The sequence below is a fragment of the Streptomyces sp. NPDC104313 genome, assembly GCF_055583985.1.
In genome coordinates this window covers 723200-741999 of sequence record NZ_JBVJMW010000002.1, presented here as the reverse complement: position 1 = coordinate 741999, position 18800 = coordinate 723200, and the positions used below count along the sequence as shown (strand labels likewise).

At 65.8% G+C, this 18800-nt stretch carries 12 protein-coding genes and 2 pseudogenes; 10 read left to right on the top strand and 4 right to left on the bottom strand.

Features of this window, described 5'->3' with window-relative positions; genetic code table 11:
- Window positions 1-2323: 2323 nt before the first annotated feature.
- On the bottom strand, window positions 2324-2473 hold the full coding sequence (locus ACZ60Q_RS07035) for a hypothetical protein (RefSeq protein WP_356727840.1): 150 nt from the start codon (window positions 2471-2473) through the stop codon (window positions 2324-2326).
- Between the two features lie 633 nt (window positions 2474-3106).
- Here ACZ60Q_RS07035 and ACZ60Q_RS07030 point away from each other — a divergent pair.
- The 7 genes and pseudogenes from ACZ60Q_RS07030 to ACZ60Q_RS07000 all read left to right on the top strand — a co-directional run.
- Window positions 3107-4210: pseudogene (locus ACZ60Q_RS07030) on the top strand (ATP-dependent nuclease); the annotation flags it as partial.
- A gap of 137 nt (window positions 4211-4347) precedes the next feature.
- Window positions 4348-4473, top strand: a pseudogene (locus ACZ60Q_RS07025) (TOPRIM nucleotidyl transferase/hydrolase domain-containing protein); the annotation flags it as partial.
- An 87-nt stretch (window positions 4474-4560) separates the two neighbouring features.
- On the top strand, window positions 4561-5022 hold the full coding sequence (locus ACZ60Q_RS07020; protein WP_469629578.1) for a hypothetical protein: 462 nt from the start codon (window positions 4561-4563) through the stop codon (window positions 5020-5022).
- Window positions 5019-6752, top strand: coding sequence for a UvrD-helicase domain-containing protein (locus ACZ60Q_RS07015; RefSeq protein ID WP_469629493.1), 1734 nt, complete (start codon window positions 5019-5021; stop codon window positions 6750-6752). The genes ACZ60Q_RS07020 and ACZ60Q_RS07015 overlap by 4 nt, the downstream gene beginning before the upstream one ends.
- Complete coding sequence (locus tag ACZ60Q_RS07010) at window positions 6718-6924, top strand: hypothetical protein (RefSeq protein WP_469629491.1); 207 nt, start codon at window positions 6718-6720, stop codon at window positions 6922-6924. The genes ACZ60Q_RS07015 and ACZ60Q_RS07010 overlap by 35 nt, the downstream gene beginning before the upstream one ends.
- 879 nt (window positions 6925-7803) lie before the next feature.
- Window positions 7804-8307 carry a hypothetical protein gene (locus ACZ60Q_RS07005; protein WP_469629489.1) on the top strand — a complete coding sequence of 168 codons (504 nt, stop codon included), beginning with the start codon at window positions 7804-7806 and terminating at the stop codon, window positions 8305-8307.
- A gap of 69 nt (window positions 8308-8376) precedes the next feature.
- Window positions 8377-9525, top strand: coding sequence for a helix-turn-helix domain-containing protein (locus ACZ60Q_RS07000; protein ID WP_469629486.1), 1149 nt, complete (start codon window positions 8377-8379; stop codon window positions 9523-9525).
- 503 nt (window positions 9526-10028) lie between these two features.
- On the opposite strand, the gene ACZ60Q_RS06995 is transcribed toward ACZ60Q_RS07000, so the two are convergent.
- Both ACZ60Q_RS06995 and ACZ60Q_RS06990 read right to left on the bottom strand, forming a co-directional pair.
- Window positions 10029-11927, bottom strand: coding sequence for a restriction endonuclease (locus ACZ60Q_RS06995; RefSeq protein ID WP_469629484.1), 1899 nt, complete (start codon window positions 11925-11927; stop codon window positions 10029-10031).
- 491 nt (window positions 11928-12418) lie between these two features.
- Window positions 12419-13165, bottom strand: a complete 747-nt coding sequence (locus ACZ60Q_RS06990) for an HNH endonuclease (RefSeq protein ID WP_469629481.1) — start codon at window positions 13163-13165, stop codon at window positions 12419-12421.
- 1667 nt (window positions 13166-14832) lie between these two features.
- Between ACZ60Q_RS06990 and ACZ60Q_RS06985 the strand changes: the two genes are divergently transcribed.
- The 3 genes from ACZ60Q_RS06985 (at window position 14833) to ACZ60Q_RS06975 (ending at window position 17059) form a co-directional block, all read left to right on the top strand.
- A complete protein-coding gene (locus ACZ60Q_RS06985) occupies window positions 14833-15468 on the top strand; it encodes a tyrosine-type recombinase/integrase (protein WP_469629478.1) in 636 nt (211 codons plus the stop codon).
- A gap of 236 nt (window positions 15469-15704) precedes the next feature.
- Window positions 15705-15911: a helix-turn-helix domain-containing protein gene (locus ACZ60Q_RS06980; protein ID WP_469629475.1), complete on the top strand. Its 207-nt coding sequence runs from the start codon at window positions 15705-15707 to the stop codon at window positions 15909-15911.
- Between the two features lie 59 nt (window positions 15912-15970).
- Window positions 15971-17059, top strand: coding sequence for a tyrosine-type recombinase/integrase (locus ACZ60Q_RS06975; protein ID WP_469629472.1), 1089 nt, complete (start codon window positions 15971-15973; stop codon window positions 17057-17059).
- A gap of 66 nt (window positions 17060-17125) precedes the next feature.
- On the opposite strand, the gene ACZ60Q_RS06970 is transcribed toward ACZ60Q_RS06975, so the two are convergent.
- A complete protein-coding gene (locus ACZ60Q_RS06970) occupies window positions 17126-18574 on the bottom strand; it encodes a hypothetical protein (protein WP_469629469.1) in 1449 nt (482 codons plus the stop codon).
- Window positions 18575-18800 lie beyond the last annotated feature (226 nt).

The following is an 18800-nucleotide window of genomic DNA, read 5'->3' as shown; positions in this document are numbered from 1 at the left end:
GGCACCAACCCAACCTGCGCCTCGAACAACTCCGGCAACGTCTCCGCCGGAACCTTCCGGTCGGTGTCGTTGAACTCCACCAACACCCGCCGCCGCTCCTGTACCGAAAGAACGCTCGGCAGCATCGCACCGTTCACCATTACCTCGTCCATTGCCCCCCCCATGAGACAAAAAATGGCACACTCAAAAGAGTATTCTGGGCTAACCAGGATAGCCTGACGCAAAAGTAATCAGCTGCCGAATGACCCAACCGGAAGTTGACCCAAGCCCTATGAAGGCGGAAGTCGAATACGTTACACCCAAGCGGCATCAGCGGCGAGGAAAACTCAAGCCGGACGCAACAGGATCATGCCCATGCTGTACCCCCCCCGTGCAGCATTGCGGTGACCCAAATCAAGCGACGTCGAATGAACATCGAGGCGAAGAAGTTGGGTGGCCCAACTAATTGTTCACGAAGCTACCCGTGCATGCACGCTGGAATGAACAGTTCCACGCGTGGCGTTATCACTTCGTGATCCTACTTGGGGGGGAATGGGGTTATGTGCGTATACAAGGCAAATTGGCATTACCTGCCACTCGCCCGGGGTCAATGCGCTTCCGGACGTCAGTGCTCGGGGTCCATTCCCGAGGCGTGCACATTGCCATCGGTACCGCCCCTGAGCGTATGAAGGAAGGTCGGGCCTGGCGCTGACGCATGCCCCCGGCCTATACGTAGGGCATGCCATAGCTCAAGAGGGGGGCCTATCCTCTTGCGAATGCAGCGCCAATAATGTAGGCGCCGCAACCTAGTGGACGCCTGAGAAGCCCGGTCGGGGCAGGGGTCTCGCGACACGGGCGCAGTAGGAGCAAGAGCGTCGCCAGGTAGACCGCGTTCTCCTGGCCGGCAGCCAAGTACTGGGCTTGATCGGCTCGATCAGGGAGGGCGGAACCAGAGCACCAGGCCCCTCGCCGCGATCGGCAAGACGGCGACAGCCGATCTCGGCCACCGGTGCCTGACTATCGGCTGATGACGCCCCGGAAAGCCGTGGGGGTCAGCCCATCAAACCGATGGGATTGGAGGGTTCGTACGGCCCGAAGCGGGGCGTACGCCGTGTCCGGTCGAGAGGGCCACCACCTACCTCGCCAGCGACGGCTCCCGCGCCCAATACCTCGACACTGTCCTGTTCGACGCGGCCGGAACCAGCATCCAGTGGTAGAACTACCAGCCGCCCACCTGCGCCCAGCAGCAGTGCCAGCACGGCGTGATCGACAACCTCAGCGACCTGGACCTCGTGGCCAACGCCGGCCCTGGCCGCCCGTCGCGCGCACCGCGCCGCGGCAGCCGCCGCTTGGCCGGCTGGCTGCCCCTGCGGCGCTCCGCCCCGGGCGCAGTCGACCCAGTCGTCACGGCGGCTCAGTGGACTACGATCTGTCCGCGTAACTGTGTGATCTCTCGGCGAGTACATAGGCAGTCAGCTACACGATCCGTACGGCGCGCTCGCTCCTGAACTGTTTGGCAGAGCACGGATATTCGACGGCGCGGCCAAGACATCGCGAAGCCGCTCCCTCTCTGCCAGCGCTGCACGCACAGCCTGGGAGTCTGCGCTCTCGCTCTCGAAGATGTTGACCGTCTGGTCGACGAGCCAGGTCCCGTGTTCGTTCGGGACAAGTCGCAGCGCGGTTTGCACGACCAGGGGAGGCCGCCTGGAGTCCACAATCACCCCAGCCCCACTCCGATTCCGGCCGGGTGTGGACCCAAGGCCGGGACCTCGATCGCCTCACTGGTCCTCACGCGCGTGTCGCTGTTGTCGCGAGGTTTGGGCGCCGTAATAACTTCGACGCACTCGGCTATGGTGTCCATCCCCTGACTCCGCCGCACGCGTTCCGTCATGGCCTCGCAGGTGGGCTCCCAATCGTGGTCCAACTGGGCCTGCTGATAGGCCCGAGCGGCCTCGATCGCAGCTGTCGCACGCTCCTTACCTTCACCACCGCCCGCGCTGTTATCGGTCGCGACGCAACCGGACAGTGGCAAGGTCACCGCCATCCCAACCACCCACGCAGCACGTCCAAGCCGAGCAGCCACGACTTGCCCCCCACCCCTCATCAGTCCTCCCCGGAACCGTTTGGAGGAGTACGACACAGGGCCATAGCCGAGTGATCCTACGAAGACGATGGGGGATCACCCACCAACCGTGCCCGGGGCAACCAGAAGATCATTTAAGGGACAACCCTTAGTCGGTTGGGGATCAGTGAACCGCCGCGCTGGAACTGAGAGGCTCGGCGGCCTCTCGGTTCCAGCGCAAGTTCGGACGCGGTAGCCCTCGGCCCCTGGGAAGCCGTGCAGTCACCGCTTCTTCCTCCAGAAGGGCATGTATTCGGCCAGGGCTCTGATGATCTCCGGGCGCTGCCCCGCCGGAGTGTTGCGAAGAGCGATAGCCAACGCCACCAAAAAAGCCAGGACCACGGTCACGAAGCACACGACGAACACCTTCATGAATGTGTCCGGTGCCGCGACCGCTGCCTGTTCTAGTACTGCCCACACTGGGCGCCTCCCGAGGCGGTTGGCCGCTGACTTCGGGGGCTTCGCCGAGGCGAAGACCTCAACGAAGACAGGCGGATGCCTGACATGAAACACAGCACCCGCGGGCTGTGCGCCGTGTGCAGGAATCACACGCGGCATTCGTTGAGGTCGGAAGACCTTGTAGCAGTAACTCCAGCAGTGCGCGGGTACCGGGGAGCAACTCCCCGGGGCATCGCCCCGGTTGTCGAACAACCGGTGGCGAAGAAAACAAAGGATTCGCTGGGCACACTCCTGTGCCCCTTACCTTCGCCGCCAGCCTTGGCGGCCCTTGGCGGCCCTGGCGGTGAGCACACCGTACGACTACTCGCTCACGGAGAGCAAACCCCCTGCTTAGAGACCCCGTCGGCTTGTGACGCACCCCTCCGCGCCGCGCGGTCTGCAACCAGCGCCTGGCTCTCCGTTGCCGTCGCCGGGGGAGTTGCCCTCGCGGCGTGGCGCCCACCGGCCTGCCGGATTCTCCCCGGGCGGGGGCCACGAAGAGCGTAGGATTCCGAAAATATCGATCAAGGGCCGTGCTGCCCGGGGGCTCCTTCCCGGAGAAAGAGGGTGTCGCGGCCTCTGCCGGCGGGGGATTGTGTGTACTTGGCGCATCTGCGGGTCGAGAATTTTCGGGTCTTTGGACCCGCAGCGCAGGGTGAGGGCGAGCGGGATGATGCGCTGAGTGTGTCGTTCACGGCCGGGACGAATGTGCTCGTGGGGGAGAACGACAGCGGGAAGACGGCCATCGTCGACGCGATCCGGCTGTGCCTGCAGTCCGCAGCATCGGATTACTACCGGGTCTCCCAGGACGACTTCCACCTCGGGAAGGACGGGAGGGCGGAAACCTTCACTATCGGGTGCGCCTTCACCGACCTGTCGACCGAGGAGCAGGCGGTCTTCCTGGAACTGCTCACCCACGACCGCGACGGCACCGCCTGGTTGTGTGTCACGTTCAAGGCCCAGCGGATGGATCCTCTGCGCAACCGGGTCTCGGTCACCACCCGGACCGGACCGGACGGCAACGGCCCCGCCCTGGACGGCGCTGCTCGCGAACTCCTGCGCGCAACCTACCTGCGCCCCCTTCGCGATGCAGAGGCGGAACTGCGCTCGGGCCGCGGGTCGCGGCTGTCCCAGATACTCGCAGGTTACCCGTCGATGAAGGACCAGGATGTCGACGACTTCGACCCGACCGGTGATGAACCTCCGTCGACTTTGCGGGGAATCCTGCGGCGAGCTGAGTGCGATATCCGCGACAACAAGGCTGTCGCGGAGGTGAGTGAGGACATCAACTCGGCTTACTTGCAGCGGTTCGCGATCGGTGACGACGTCCTGCGCGCCAAGATCAGCGTTGCCACGGACGCGACGCTGGTCCGCGCATTGGAGCGGCTGGAACTGAACCTCTTCACCGCATCCGACGAGTGGACGCGCCGCGGACTCGGTTACAACAACGCCCTGTTCATGGCTGCGGAGCTGCTCCTGCTGGGCAAGAACGAACTGGCTCCTCTGCTGCTGATCGAGGAGCCCGAGGCGCATCTCCATCCCCAGCTGCAGACTCGGATCATGGACCTGCTGCGGGACAAGGCGCAGGGGTCGCAGGATGGTGACAGGTCACCTGTGCAGGTCATCCTCACCACCCACAGCCCCAACCTCGCCTCCTCGACGCCGGTCGAGTGCCTGACCCTCGTCGCGAGGGGGCGTACGTTTCCGCTGCGGCGCGGTATGACGCGCCTGACCGAGGGGGACTACGCGTTCCTGACCCGGTTCCTGGACGTCACCAAGGCGAACATGTTCTTCGCCCGGGGCTCGCGATGGTTGAGGGAGACGCCGAGGCGATCTTCCTGCCCGCGCTCGCCGACGCCCTGGGCATGCCCTTCAACGAACACGGGATCAGCGTGGTCAACGTCGGCCACGTCGGCCTGTTCCGCTACAGCCGGGTCTTCCAGCGCGACGGTGAGCAGATTCCGGTCCGCGTGGCCTGTATCCGCGACCGTGATCTCGTTCCCGCCGACACTCCCGAGGTCATGAGGGGCAAGCTCGTGCGCTGGACGGATATGACGGAGGAGGAGATCTCCGCGTACGTCACGAACCTCACCACCGGCGACGACGGGCCCGTGAAGACGTTCGTGTCCGACTGGTGGACGCTGGAGTACGACCTCGCGGTCACGTCCTGGACCATGGCCAGGCTGATGTACCGCGCGGTCAAGTTGGCATCCGCCGCAGCACGGTCCTGGCCGGACGCCGACAAGACCGAGAAGGCCATCGCACGGGCCGACCGGGTGGTCGACACGTGGATAGGGCAGGGCCTTTCCCTAGAAGAGGCCGCCCTGAAGATCTACCGGCCGCTCAAGCTGGACAACGTCAGCAAGCCGATCACCGCACAGTTCGCCGCCCAGCTGCTCGCCTCGACGCCGCTGGTTCGCAGCGACGTCCCGCCCTACCTGCTCGATGCTTTCACGTACCTGTGCGGCGAGGTGGCCCCGTGACCCGCACCTACCTGTCCGATGCCTTCGCCACCGACAAGGTGGAGGCCATGGTGAAGGTCCTGGGGCTGGACCCGCTCGATGCCGAGCAGTGGGACTTCCTGCAGAGCGAGAGCACGCAGGATCTCCAGGCCGCCCCGGGGTCGGGCAAGACGACCTTGATCGGGCTCAAGCTCGCGCTGATGGCCGACGCGTGGACCTCCCCGACCCGCGGGGTGTGCGTGCTGTCGCACACCAACACGGCCAAGAACGAGATCGCCGACCGAGTGGGCCTTCTCGCCGCAGGACGCAACCTGCTGCGCTATCCACACTTCATCGGCACCATCCAGTCCTTCGTGCACACCTTCCTCGCGCTGCCGGCCGTGCGGGACAGAAAAGTGGAGGTCCGGTCCATAGACGACGCGGCCTTCGAGACCGCAGCCCTCCGGCTCCTGCAGCGCCCCGAATACTCCACCCTGCGCAGCTATGTGGAGCACCAGCACCAGGGCACCGGCATCGTCACCGGGGCGACGTTCACCTACCGGGACGGCGAACTCGCGGTCACCGGAGCGGCCAGGGATCCGCGCTTCAGTGCCCAGTCTCCCAGCGGAAAGCAACTGGACCACCTCAAACGGACTCTTGCACGCCGGGGCGTCTTCCGCTTCCAGGACATGTACGCCATCGCCCAGGAGTATCTCGCCCGGCATCCGGGTATCGCTGCCGCGGTCACCACGCGCTTCCCGTTCATTCTCCTCGACGAAACGCAGGACACCAGCGCCACCCAGCACGAACTGCTGGACCTCGTGTTCGCTTCCTCATCCACCGTCGTGCAGCGGGTGGGTGACACCAACCAGGGCATCTACAGCAACGCGGCCTCCGCAGGAGGGCCCGCCTCCCTGTTCCCGCTGCCGGGGGCCCCGGAGCTGCCGGTCAGCCGGCGCTTCGGGCCGCAGATCGCGGCCGTGGCCAGCCGCCTGGCCGTCCGGCGGCCCCAGCAGGTCCGCGGAGTCGGCCCCGACGGCCAGGTGGCGGTTCTGCTGTTCGACGAGACCACGGTGTCCGACGTCGTACCGACCTTCGAGCGCATGGCCGCTGTGAGCGTCCCCGAGGACGTCCTGGTGCGGCGTCCACCGCGTGTACTGGGTGCGCGACAGAACCCGAAAACTTCACCCGTCTACCCGCAGTCGATCTCCTGCTACCTGCCCGGATACACACCGACCAGCACCCCGACGGCTCACCGCACCCTGATCGGCGCGGCCCGCGCGGCAAGCGCCCGGTGGAAAACGGGCCCGGACAGCCACGAAGCGGCCACCGAGTTGTGGAACGCCGTGCGCGCGTCCGTCTCGGCACCGACCGGCGACGGGCTCCCGGCCCTCAGCCGCCTGGAGAGGTCAATAGCGACGACCGGAGGCAGGGTGCGGATCCTGCTGCGTGAACTCCTCCTCAACGCGGACAAATTCGACGCAGCGAGCTGGGGGAGAGGCCACCGAGCAGCTGACCATCCAGCTGAAGCTCCTCGACGGCTGCCAACTACGCCAGGCTGTAATGGAATTCACCCCCGCTGCTACTGTAGGCGCGGCTCCCGGGCTCGCTCCCGCGGCCGTCGCCGCAGTACCGGCGGCGCGGGCGGTACCCGGGACCATCCAGAGCGCGAAGGGCGAGACCCACGCGGCAACACTGATCCTGGAGTGCCTGGAGAAGACAGGCAGGAAGTTCGACGTGACCGAGGCGCTGCGCGTGATCGCCGAAAGTAGCGACCCGCTGCGGGAACTGAAGAGCGTCCAGGCCGCCGTGCAGCTCGTCTTCGTCGGCGCGACACGCCCCACTCACTTGCTGGTGCTCGCCGCCCATCGCGACCGCAGCAAAAAGTACGCGGACGCGATGACCGGCGCTGGCTGGGACATCCGGGACCTCACCGAGCACTGACCGCATCTGCCCGCCGTCCCTCCCGGCGGGCGGAGATCGTCTTTGCCGTTCCACGCCCAGTTCGGGGCGTGAGGGAGTGCTTCGTGAACGGCTGCGAACGTCCGTCGGGCGGCAGCCGGGTTGAGGGTTGGACGAGCGGCGGCCCGCGACTGATCGCGGGGGACCTGCGTACGGACGGCTGCCTCCGAGGAGGAGCGCGTCATCTACGACGAGGACGGCAAACGGCTCGCTGCCGGACGAGGCCCAGAAGGTGAAGAGCTGGGGCCCGAGTTCGGAGAGTTCGCGGGTGGCTGCCTGTTCATCTCTCACATCAATAACGTTCCAGGTGGGAAGGGAAATAGCCTCGTCCAATGGGGCGGAGGGACCCGGCACGCGATCTCCGAGGAAGGCGTGCGGGAGTCAGCTGAACGGCAGAAGGAGCGGTTCAGAACTCATCGGGTGTCCGACGTCAGGTAGTCGCCGGAGGCGTGATCGGATCTTCCTAGTCGGGCGACGGCACCTCTATCTCGGGCGCATGGGCACCGCTGCCCTCCGCCGTGGCGGGGAGGGCGCAGGTTCGCGGAAGGCAGGTCGCGGCTGGTCACTTCGCTCGCAACCAGTGACGCAGTCCGCAACGACGAAGCCGCAAAATCTTATAAAGATGGGCCCTTATCTGAGGTAGGGTTCCCATCAGTCAACTGCCGTGTATCGGAGGTCCTCTTGCCGTTCTCCCTATCGATGTCCCCCTTGGATCCCGACGATGTTCGGGCACAACTTGGCGGAATGGGGACAAGGTTGGAGTACCTGCACGACGTTCTGCGCGCGGGCGAGGCGGCGCGGCGAACAGCAGTCCCCAACGACCCGATGGGGACTGGGGGGCGGAGGGCCTATGAGGCCCACGTGCGCACCATTCGAGAGCTGCATATCGAGCGCGAGGGGTGGGCGCGGCTCGTGCACGGCCGCTTGGAACTGGTCTGCAGCGCCGATCGGTCGATGGCGATGGGCGTCATGGTCGGTGACGCCGCCACCGGCCAGGCGAGCCTGTTCCCGAAGAACGGGCGCCGCCGGGGCACCGCCACCGGACAGGTCACTCAAGCCAACGAGGGCGAGGGGGCGGCACACGTCCAGACCGCTCTGTTCGTGGCGGGCGCAGGGCCCAGGGGTGTGTCGCTCAGCGAGGAGGAAGCCGCCGCGCTGAAGACATGGTTTCTTCTGTCGTACCGCACGAAGGTCGGGGACGCGGTGCGCGTCGACTGCGAGCTGTCGCGGCCTAAGAGGTTCGTGGACGGATTCGTGGTCGAATGGGGAAGACGGATTCCGCTTCCCGCGCTGACGATGGACGGAATCGAACCTTTGAACGATGATGGACCTGGGGAGATCGACATCCCTGTCGATTTCCGCTGAGTCCGATGGTGGGGGCGTCGGAGTCCGCCGCCCCCACCAGGCACCACCGATAGCTGAGGCAGCCCCCACATGGTGACCCCGTCCCGCATCGCACTGGCACGCAAGCGCAGAGGGATGACCCTCGCCCAGTTGTCGGACCGGTCTGGAATCTCGCTGCAAAGCCTGTCGAACTACGAAACCGGGCGAACCGCTCCGCGCTCCACCACCCTGAACAAGCTGGCATCCGCCCTGGACTTCCCCGCAGCCTTCTTCCAAGGGCCGCCACTGGAGGAACTCCCCGCCGATGGAATCTCATGGCGGGCACGCAGCAAGACCTCACCACGGGTGCTGGATGCCGCCCGCGCCGCAGGAACGCTCGGTGCGACGCTTTACGCCTGGATCGCCGAGAGCTTCCGCCTTCCAACCGTGGACGTGCCATCTCTGGGCAGGCCGGATCCGGAAACGGCCGCCGCGATGGTCCGCACACGCTGGGAACTTGGGGAAGCGCCGGCACCCAATATGGTGCACCTCCTGGAAGCCCATGGAGTGCGCGTGTTCTCCCTGGACCCCGATCACGCCGAGGTCGACGCGTTCGCCGTCTGGCGTGAAGGCGTGCCCTTCGTATTCCTCAACACCCTGAAATCGGCCGAACGAGGCCGCTTCGATGCCGCTCACGAACTCGGGCACCTCGTGATGCATGGGAGCGAGCACGCCTGCTCGGGTCCCGAAGCCGAACGCCAGGCGAACACCTTCGCATCCGCGTTCCTCATGCCCAGGGCAAGCGTCCTGGGCCACATGCCGTCGGGTGCCCACGTCGACCAGATCATCCGCGGCAAGCGGATCTGGAAGGTCTCCGCCATGGCCCTGACGTACCGCCTGCACGATTTGGGCCTGCTCACGGAATGGCAGTACAGGTCGACTTGCGCGGAACTGAGCCGGTTGGGATACCGTTCCGCCGAACCCGAGGGCATGGGGGAGCGGGAAACTTCGCAGGTGCTGACCAAGGTATTCGCGGCGCTGCGCACAAAGGGTGTGAGGACATCCGCCGTAGCCGCGGAATTGGGGCTGACGAGCGAGGAGATGAACAGGCTTCTGTTCGGCCTCACGCTCACAACCGTCGCCGGCGGTGGACAGCAAACCGCACCCACTCCCACGCGACACCTGGCCGCAGTCAGCTCTCCTCCTTCCGTAGCCGCTCGTCCGCCGTCGAATCCCGCACGCGCGTTCGCTAGGCCCTGAGTTCGCCGCTTGGACAGGTCGGTCCTCTGGTCGGGCTTGGAGGCATCGACGCCCCATCCTGCCCGGTGCTGGTTGCGTTCTCATATGCCTCCGGTTCTAGCTCTGTAGTCCAGCAAGGCGCGTGGGCTGCGTTCTGGTCGACGCACTCTGCCAAGTCGGGCGGGCCGAAGCCTATTTGGTCGTGGGAGCGCATGGCGAAGACCCAGCCACACGGCCTGGCCTTCAGCTGCGCGTTCAAGGCAGCAACCAGCCGGTACTGGCTACGCGCCTTCGTTCGTGCACCCTCATGGTGGCCGAGCCCCGAGCACCTCTCTATGCCCCCCTCGGCCACTTAGCCCCCGGCCCCGCCGAGGCGATTGGTTCCGTCTTCTCCGCCAAGTCCGGTCCGTTCTGCCCGGCTGGGAAGCCAAGCCGGGTGTCCCTCAGAGAAGCAGCCGGGCATCACAAAAGGTGGAGCGCCCGTGGAGGTCGCTCACTCGACGCGGTTCCTGGACAGGGGAGCTTCACGGTGAATGTGGAGCGGTGTCCGTGCCGTTCGCCTTGCCCAGGCCGAGGATCTCCTGCAGAGATTCACCCCATGTGGCCCAGTGCGCCAGCTCCTGGTTGCCGAACGGGACTATGGCGTGTTGCCGAGCGAACTTCAATGCGGGTTTGGTGAACTCGCTGCTGGTGACGGCCACGACGAGATCCGCGCCGTGTACCGGACGTGCAGTGCCGTTCAACGCGTACAGGACGCCCACTTCGACGCGTCGAGCGGTCGTGATGAGCTTGCACTGCGCGACGAGCTTCTCGCCGGTGGGCGCGACCGCGATGACATCGGCGCCGCGGTCGCCTGCTCCGCCGTGTCTTTGCAGGACGTTGAATCCGTCGCGTTGGAGCAGAGCGGCGACCATCTCCTCGAACCCGCGCGATGACATGGAAAGGATGGCTGCCAGCGAGACGCTGCCCGGCGAGGTGGTGAATCTCAGGCCCTGTGCTTCTCGCATGGCCAGGTCGTGCAGAGATTCGCGGTCCCGGGCCAGTGCTTCGAAGATGTGCGGTGCACGGCCCTGTATCCCGTCGAGGTGGCGTGCCGCCTCGTCGAGTTCGGACGGACTGTTCAAGGCGCCGCGGCGGTAGCGTTCCCGTAGGTCGCGTCCGTACCAGCGGCGCAGCGCGTCCGAGATTTCCTTAACCGCCGCGCACGCCGTTCGCGCGTTCTCCAGTTCGTCCGCGAGGATCTTCCGCAAGTGACCGGCGGCAAGTCGGCAGGGGGCGTCCAGTGGCGTCCACCACGGTTCATGGAAGTCAGGTCGGTACAGTTCCCGCCGTCCTGCGTGGGCGAGCTCCCGATCGATCATGTCGTGGTGAAGTTGGAGTTGCTCCGCTGCGTCTTGGATCAGCCCCATTTCGGTGGTCCAGGTGAACGCGGCGAGAAGGCCGTCCCTATCGGGCTCCAGGATGTGCAGCGCGGTGGGCGGTCCCTGCCGGAGGGCCCTGCCGGAAGACGCCTGGGGAGGCTTGCCGGAGCCGAGGATCTCGGACAGGGGGGTACCCCACTCCATCCAGCGCCGTAGATCGTCCCTGTCGATGAGGAGGATCCGGTGTTCCCGGGCATGGCGGCGTGCGGGGCGTGAGAACCGTCCGTTCGAGGCGACGGCGATGAGCGCATCAGGGAAACGGTCGCCCGCCGTGCGGCTGAGCTGCTGGACGCGAGGCAGCCCGACGGTGGGCACCGGGAAGAGGTTGAAGAAGGAGTGAGGGACGGATACCTGTTCGGGCTGGATGACCAGGCTTTTGCCGTCCGGCAGGCTCGTCAGGACGGGCGTGCTCCTGATGCCCCCTTGCACCATCGGCTCCATGGACCCGTCGGTAAGCTCTTCGATCCATTCGCCCAAGTCGTCGTGCAGGAGACGGTCCAGCCGCGACAAGGTGATGCCGTCCGCCGTCTTCGCCTGTCGCCTACTGGCTTCTTGAAGTGCGAGCTCGTGAAGCACCTCGCGGTCGAGGGCCAGGAGATCGTCGAGTCGCTCCCTGGCGGCGCCGAGATGCCGAGACAAGGGCAAGACCGATTCCAAGAGCGAACACGACCGTGTTGCGTCGAGATCTCTGTGCATCTCGGCCAGTACAACGTCGCACTCCTCCGCCGCCTGCCGGGCCTCTTCCTCTTCCAACGTCAAAGCGGTGACCAGCGATTCGGCCGCTTCGGCGCAGAGGGCGTGGACGTGCGAGGCGTCATAGGCCGAGGCTCGATGGTCTGCTCGTCGGCGTGCCTCCCTCAGCTCGCGTTCGGTCACCTCACGGTGTGCGTGCAACTGCCGCCCGATCCGCGTCGTGAGCTCGGCTTCGGCGGCCTGCGTGAAGGCCGCGAGCAGGTCGTCTGGTCCGGCCGACGCCAGGGCTTGGTCGAGCAGATTTCGCATCCGCTCATCGTTCGGACGGGGGCATGAAACGGATTGTGCAGAAAGGGAGGCCATTGTCGGATGGTAGGTGCCGACACTGACAGGAGCGGACACGCGTAATGAGAACCCCTGTCGCCCACTTCGTCCGCTAAGAGGGCATCTGAACTATGCAGGTGGTAAGGCGGGATGATTATGTGACTGCTGGGGTTGGTGGTCGTTGGACGAGGCGTGAACGCTCGCGGCACGTACCGCGGTGATGTCTCCGACGCCCGTCGGGCTCTGACCGGACGCGTTTTCACCGCTTGGCGAGCCAGGCGAACTGGACCGGGAACGGCAGCTCGAGTCCATGGCCTGCGGGAGATCGTCAACGCATTCCTCTATGTGAACCGCACCAGCATTCCGTGGGAGCACCTGCATGCGTTCATGGGTCGGGCCGCTTGGGGCGAAGGGGGCTCCGGAGATGGCAAGACTCTGCCGGGGGCACCTATTTTGGAATGGGCTGGGTCAGGACGCTACTGCCTTCCTTGGCCCGTACTGCCGCCAGTGGAACGTGCCCCGGGATTGCGGCTGGTCCAGTGGTGGCGGTGGTGGCGAACGTCATCGGGGTTGATGTAGTGCCATCGGTGGCGTTTGAGTGCGCCTTGCAGGCGGCCCGTCACGGTGTCCACGACTCCGAAGTCGTCGGTCAGGACGAACGCACCGGTGTCGAAGAGAACATGGCAGTTGGGGCAGAGGCATAGCAGGTTTTCCGTGAGGTCGGGTCCGCCGTGCTCTCTTGCCCGGATATGAGCCGCTTCGCTGTAGCGGTGGCGGGGGGCGGGCAGGAATAGCGTGGTGGAACATATTTGGCAGGAGTCCTGGTACCACTGCTTGAGCTTGCGGACGGTATTCTCGCTGTTCTGCGAACGACTCTCATCGGTGTCTCCGCTAAAAACGTTTCCTTCGGGGCTGTTTGAGAGGGGAGGAGAGACTTGGCTCTCCGACCTCGGCATAGCGCGCAAGGTGTAGTCCACGTCCTCGAGGATCTGATTTACCGTGTCGCAGTCCATCGTGACAAGACAGCAGGTGTCGTGGACGGCACGGCGGGCGAGTGACCATGCTGCCTCGACGTGGGTGTAGTTGATGGCCGCGCGTTCGGCCGCAGCGAGTGCGCCGGCCATGCGCGATACGTGGTCGCCGACTCGGAGGAAGAAGCCGCCGTGATCCTCGGGCAGAGCCCTGTCCCACTTGTTCTCCGCCGTACGGATCACGTTCAGCATCCCCCCTGCAGGAGGGGTGTAGGTCAAGCACGGTCGAGTGTGGAAAGCCCACCGGTATGCCTTTGCCAGGTCGTACTTCCAACTGTCCGCTGACACTGCCCCCCGCGCGGCAGGGGCGCCACGCTGAGCAAAGTGCAGGACTCGAGACCAGGTGGCGGCATCCATGGACAGAAAGCCGCGCCACGCCCGGCGGGACGGAGTCCACAGGGCGCCGACGTGCGGTGGAGCGGATCTCCCTGTGGCTCGGGGGAGTCTGAAGCCCCGCGTGGGAATGAAATGTCGACCGTCCCACGCCATGCGCGTATGACTCTCCAGGAGAGGACTTCTCCAGGAACCGCCGAGACCAGCTGCGAACGGAGAACCGGTCAGCAGAAGCGCGGAGGTGCCCATACCGGCGCTCTCCGCCCGGCGGGTGGAATGCACCGCTGAGCTATACATCCGTTCGTTCGTCACATCGTGGTGGGTCGCTAGCGGAGCAACGCCTCCGAGGAGACGGCGAAGGGTACCCGCGAGTCTGGACCCGTCGGGCGCGCCGTCATGTATGTGTGACATCCAGACCGTCAGGGGGGCGCTGGGCCAGGAGACGATCGAGACGGCGGGGGAGATAGCTGCGGACCACCAGCTGATCGCTCCCGCATAGAGGTCCGTCGGGTTCAACCCTGCCAGGGCGGCTTCGGCCGTGGCCATTTCCCCGAGCGGTCCTCGCAGGATGACATCGTCGTCCAAGGTGCTACCTCGTTGTTGTCTGGCGTTGTCTACAAGGACGATCTTGTCGCATACCTCTGACAACGACTGAGGGACAAGGCGATGCGATGAACGCGGATGCAGTCAGACTGCGGCCACTTCCCGAATGGCCAGGCCGCCTTGAAGTGCGTTTACATCGGTCATGTCGCTGGACTCGACCGGCAAGAGCCAGGCTCGCTGGACCATGCGCTGGAAGACAGCCTTGAACGCCTTCGACGGCCGACTCTCCGCAGCCCGCCTGCAACCCTCAACAACCCAAGTTGCACTGCGCGGAGGTGGGCAAGCAGTGGGCCGACACCGGGATGATTCACGAAGAGCGCGACCGAGGCGGCTCGTAGCTGCGGGAGACCTCCCGGAACCGCTGTCCGCAGGCTGACGGGACGGCGGAAAACTTCGGCACGTATACACAGCCACCCGCAAAACCTCGGTGACAGCCGTACGGCCCCGGACTTTTCCTTGATCATCGGGGGACGGCCCGGGGCTTCGCCGTCCCCGCCGAAACCTGCCCTGACCAGCGAAAAGCCCTCCCGGCGGGGATGGCTTTCGGTGGTGCCCCGGCAGGACTCGAACCTGCGGCCAAGCGCTTAGAAGGCGCCTGCTCTGTCCCTGGCTCCTCACTGCCCGGCGCTGGTGCAGCTGGCAGTACCCCGACGCGGTGCTTGATTGTGCTGATTCGCCGACGGCAGACACATTGAGCGCGCAATGGACTGGAATGACGCGCCGAAGCAAGCAAACCTAGAACAGGCCGCAGCGACGCGACTACGCGCTGCTTACGCGTCTATGGGCCAGAGCGTTGTACGTGCCGTGTCGGGCGCAAGCTAACCGACGATCGCCGGTTAGCCAAACCGGCGTTTCTCCAGACCATTGAACTACCCGCCGATCCGCGGGGTGTGTTCCGTCGTTCCCGTGAGGAGTTCAAAACTATGTCGGTCGAAGTCGAAGTCATGGAAGAAGAGTGGCTGTATTCCGAGGAGCAGGTTCGAGGGCTGCTCGAGTGGGTGCGTGGACGGGAGGGTGTTGAACATTCGGTGTACCCCTTCATGCGGGTTGTGGCCGAGCAGGCTCTGCGCCCGGGCGAAGCCCGTGGGCTGCGAATGAGCGACCTGGTTCTCCCGGAGCGTGGCCTGGGCAAGCTGACCGTCCGCTACAGCGGGAAGGCAAGGGAAATTCCCCTCCGCTCGCAGTCCGTCGAGTTTCTGCGGGCATGGATAAGCGAGGCCGGGCTGCGGGAGGATGATCTCCTCTTTCCCGACCTGCGCGGACGTTCAGCCTCGACTCCGGTATACCAGCAGGTGTGGGAGCAGGCCCAGGAGGCCGTTCTGCCACGGGACGAGCGGTACTCGTGGCGGCTGGGGGAGCCCATCTCCATTCTCCGGGAGTCCTGCCTGGTGAAGTGGCTCTTGATGGGCATCTCACCCTTCGCGGTGGCTGAGTTGGCCGGTGTGACTTCGAGTTGGCTGGCCCTGCGCTACCCGCACTGCTTCCGTGTGGAAAACGCCGGGATCGACTGGGACCGTCTGGAGGACGTCATGGGCCTTCCAGAGTCACTGAAGTCGTGAATTTCGCCCCGCGCTCTGGCTCAGGTCCAGAGCGCGGGGCGCACGGGGCGCAACCGCCCTCTTGGTATGAACTCCTGAGCGCGACGCCAGCCGCCGTGTGACCAAACTCCGTTCGGCCGAGGCTCTCCCTACGCGGTTCCCCGCAGGGCTGTTTGACCAGCCCCTTGCACCGGCCGACGCTCTGATGGCTGGCTCGCCGGACGACTATCCCTTCCCCAGTACTTCGAGGCCCCGCTATGTCCGTACGCCTGTTGTCCATACCGACCGTCGCCGCCGCCCTGGACGTCGACCGCCGGACCGTCTACCGCTTGATCGCAGCCGGCGACCTGCCTGTCGTCGACCTCCGTACCGGGCCAGGCCGCTCCCGTGTGCGGGTCCCGGCGGCCAGCCTTGATGAGTTCCTCAGCCGCCGCGCCGTTGCCATGCCGACAGCCCGCCGTTGACCCCGCGCCTGGCGGCCCCCTCGTCGTCGAACAAGGAGTAGAACCTGTACCTACGCAAGTTGAAGTCCGGCAACTGGCAAGCGACCGTGCGCAACCGGGCAGGAGATCGGTACAGCGAGTCGTTCCCCCTCAAGGCGCAGGCCCGCGCCTGGGGCATCGAGATGGAGACACTGTCCACCCGCGGAAGCATGCGCGACCCGCGGGTCGGCGAGATCACGTTCCGTGAGTGGCACGACCGCTGGTGGGACGCCCGCATCGTTGAGCCCCGCACCCTGCGCGGCGACGCCTCCACCATCAAAAACCACGTCATGTCCCACTGGGCGGACTGGGAGATGCGGGTGGTTACTCGCATGGACGTCCAGAGCTGGGTCCGCTCCCTGGTGGAGAAGGGCGTGGGCGCTGCCGCGATCAAGCGGGCGTACAACCTGACCTCGTCCATCATGCGCGCGGCCGTGGACGACGATGTGATCGCATTGAGCCCGTGCCGCCGCATCGACCTGCCCCAGATCGCCATCAAGCCGCCGCAGTGGTTCACGACCGACCAGGCACAGAGCATCCTCGACGAGCTTCCCGCCCCCTGGAAGACGATGTGCCTGCTGGGCGTCTACACCGGACTGCGCTGGGGCGAACTCTCCGGCCTTCACCGTCACCGCATCGACCAGCGCCGCTCGCGCCTCTTCGTGGTCGAGGTCAACACCAAGAGGGGCATCAAGGAGTATCCCAAGAGCTCCAGGAGCCGCCGGGAGGTCCCGCTCCCGGCCCATGTCCTGGAAGCACTTGAACGTCACATCTACCGGCTCGACCGGGACGCCGTGGTGTTCACCACCGTCACCAGGGGCCGGGCTGGACGACTGCTCGATGACGGCAACTGGCGTCGACAGACATGGTGGCCAGCCGTCGAAGGAGCGCGCTACTTCGATGACGACGGCGAGCAGCAGCTCGTCCCGCACTACCCGCCCCACTCCATGCGCCACACCTGCGCCTCATGGCTGGTCCAGAAAGGAGTCTCCCTCTACGAGGTCCAGCACCTCCTCGGCCACGAAAGCTTCCAGACCACCCAGCGCTACGCCCACCTGCAGCCGGATGCGCACAAGGCCGTCCTCGGGGCCTGGGAGCGGATGGAAACCCCGCTTACGATCGCCGCATAAGCGTTCCTTCGCCCCTGTCCTGCTTGGACAGGGGCGAAGCCGGTTGCGAGTGGAACGAGGTCACGATCACGAGTTCGAGTCGGGCGGCTGTTCCTGGGGGAGCAGCCAGCGGCCGTCAGCATCGAACGGCCACGGATAGGCGTAGACGTCGACCTTTGCAAGCTCGCGAAGAACCTCCCGTCTGGCCGGGGGGGGCGGAGTGACCAGTGCGTGGTGCAGCGGGTCGAGCCGTGCGGCATACGCCTCCGCCCACTGCAGCCATTCCGCCTCGCCAGCCGGAAGCGGAGCGCTGTCGGTTCGAGCGTGGGCTGCCTGGCAGAAGGCGCGGATCTCGGCAGCCTGATTCCAGGCACTCATCTGTTCGGCGAGTACCTTCGCGCGCTGCTGGTCGATCTGCTGCTCACGAGCCTGTGCGATAGCCGCGTACCATCGGCGCCGCCGCTCGGCTTCGAGGAGTTCCTGCTCCCGGTCCCGGCGTTCGCCTTCAGCAGCGAGACGTTCGAGGTCCTGTAGGAGGTGTCCCAGGCGCGACTCCAGCGTCCAGCGGGCCCCGTCGCTGTGCGCGTACGAGTGCTGGTACTGGCCCTTGGCGGGTGCACCGAGGGCGAGGCGTCCGTTGAACTCCTCGTCGTACTTGGGGAACCGGATCCAGGGATAGCGCTCCCTTTGGCGTACCTCCTTCGGAGTCGGCTCGTGCGGGACTTTGGTCGTCCGTTCCGTGAGGACGAGGGGAAAGGCTCGACCCCGGATCACGATCGCCAGTGTGTGCACGGCCTCCCCGCGGTGGAGGTCGGTCTGAGGCTCAGCCGTATAGCCGCGGCTCTCAGCTTCGGCCAGTAGCGCATGCATGATCCGTAGGGCGCGGTCGGCAAGCGGACGCGACACATGCAACGGGATAGCCCCCGCTCTGCCGCGAGTGTCGACCGTGCCCTGAGAGCGGCCCATGGCTCTACGCGTCGCACGGACGAGAGGGTGCGGCCGATCCAGAACTTCCGGCACATCGATGCGCGGCACCGGAGCAGGCTGTGCAGCCTTCTCGGCCTCTTCGTTGACCAGCGTGAAGACACAGTCGCCACGTTGACGACCGCTCCACCGCACCTTGTGACCTTCCGGAACGTGCCCGTGGTGGAGCGCGTCGTAATAGGCGGCCCGCCACCGCCCCCGGGTCCGAGGCGCAGGATCAGCAACCGTGATCGTCCCTGATGCCGAATGCAGTCGGGCAACCAGTTCAGCCCCGCCGGCCGGAGCGAGCGCGGCTTGAGCGCTGTCACCCGCCAGCCGCTCCTTCTCCGTCTGGACCTGCCGGGGATGCTTGCCGTGCTTGAGGTAGTAGCGGCCGTCCGCAGTTACCACGGCGACGTGACCACTGCCGCGCCAGGTCCTCTTGATCAGCCCCCGTTGCTCCAGCGCCCAGGCGACCTGTGTACGGCCGGGTGCGATACGCACGGCATCGGAGACCGCCGCGAGCTCGCGCAGCAAGTCGGCCTGCGGTGCAGACACCGCGTACTTCACCACTCCGGCTCCACTCGAGGGTGCAGATGGGATTGCCAAGGTAAGGGGGAAGAGAGGCGACCGAGGTGCCTTGGCCCCTCATACGGGTGGTGCCAAGGCTGAACTCGACCACGGCCGGCGGCATCTGGTGTAAAGCCCTGCTGATCCTCCACAGGACAGATCTGCCCGGAGTTCGCTGTTCGACATCGTCTTGGTGCCCTGCATCCGCCATCGGGACGCGCTGCTCAGG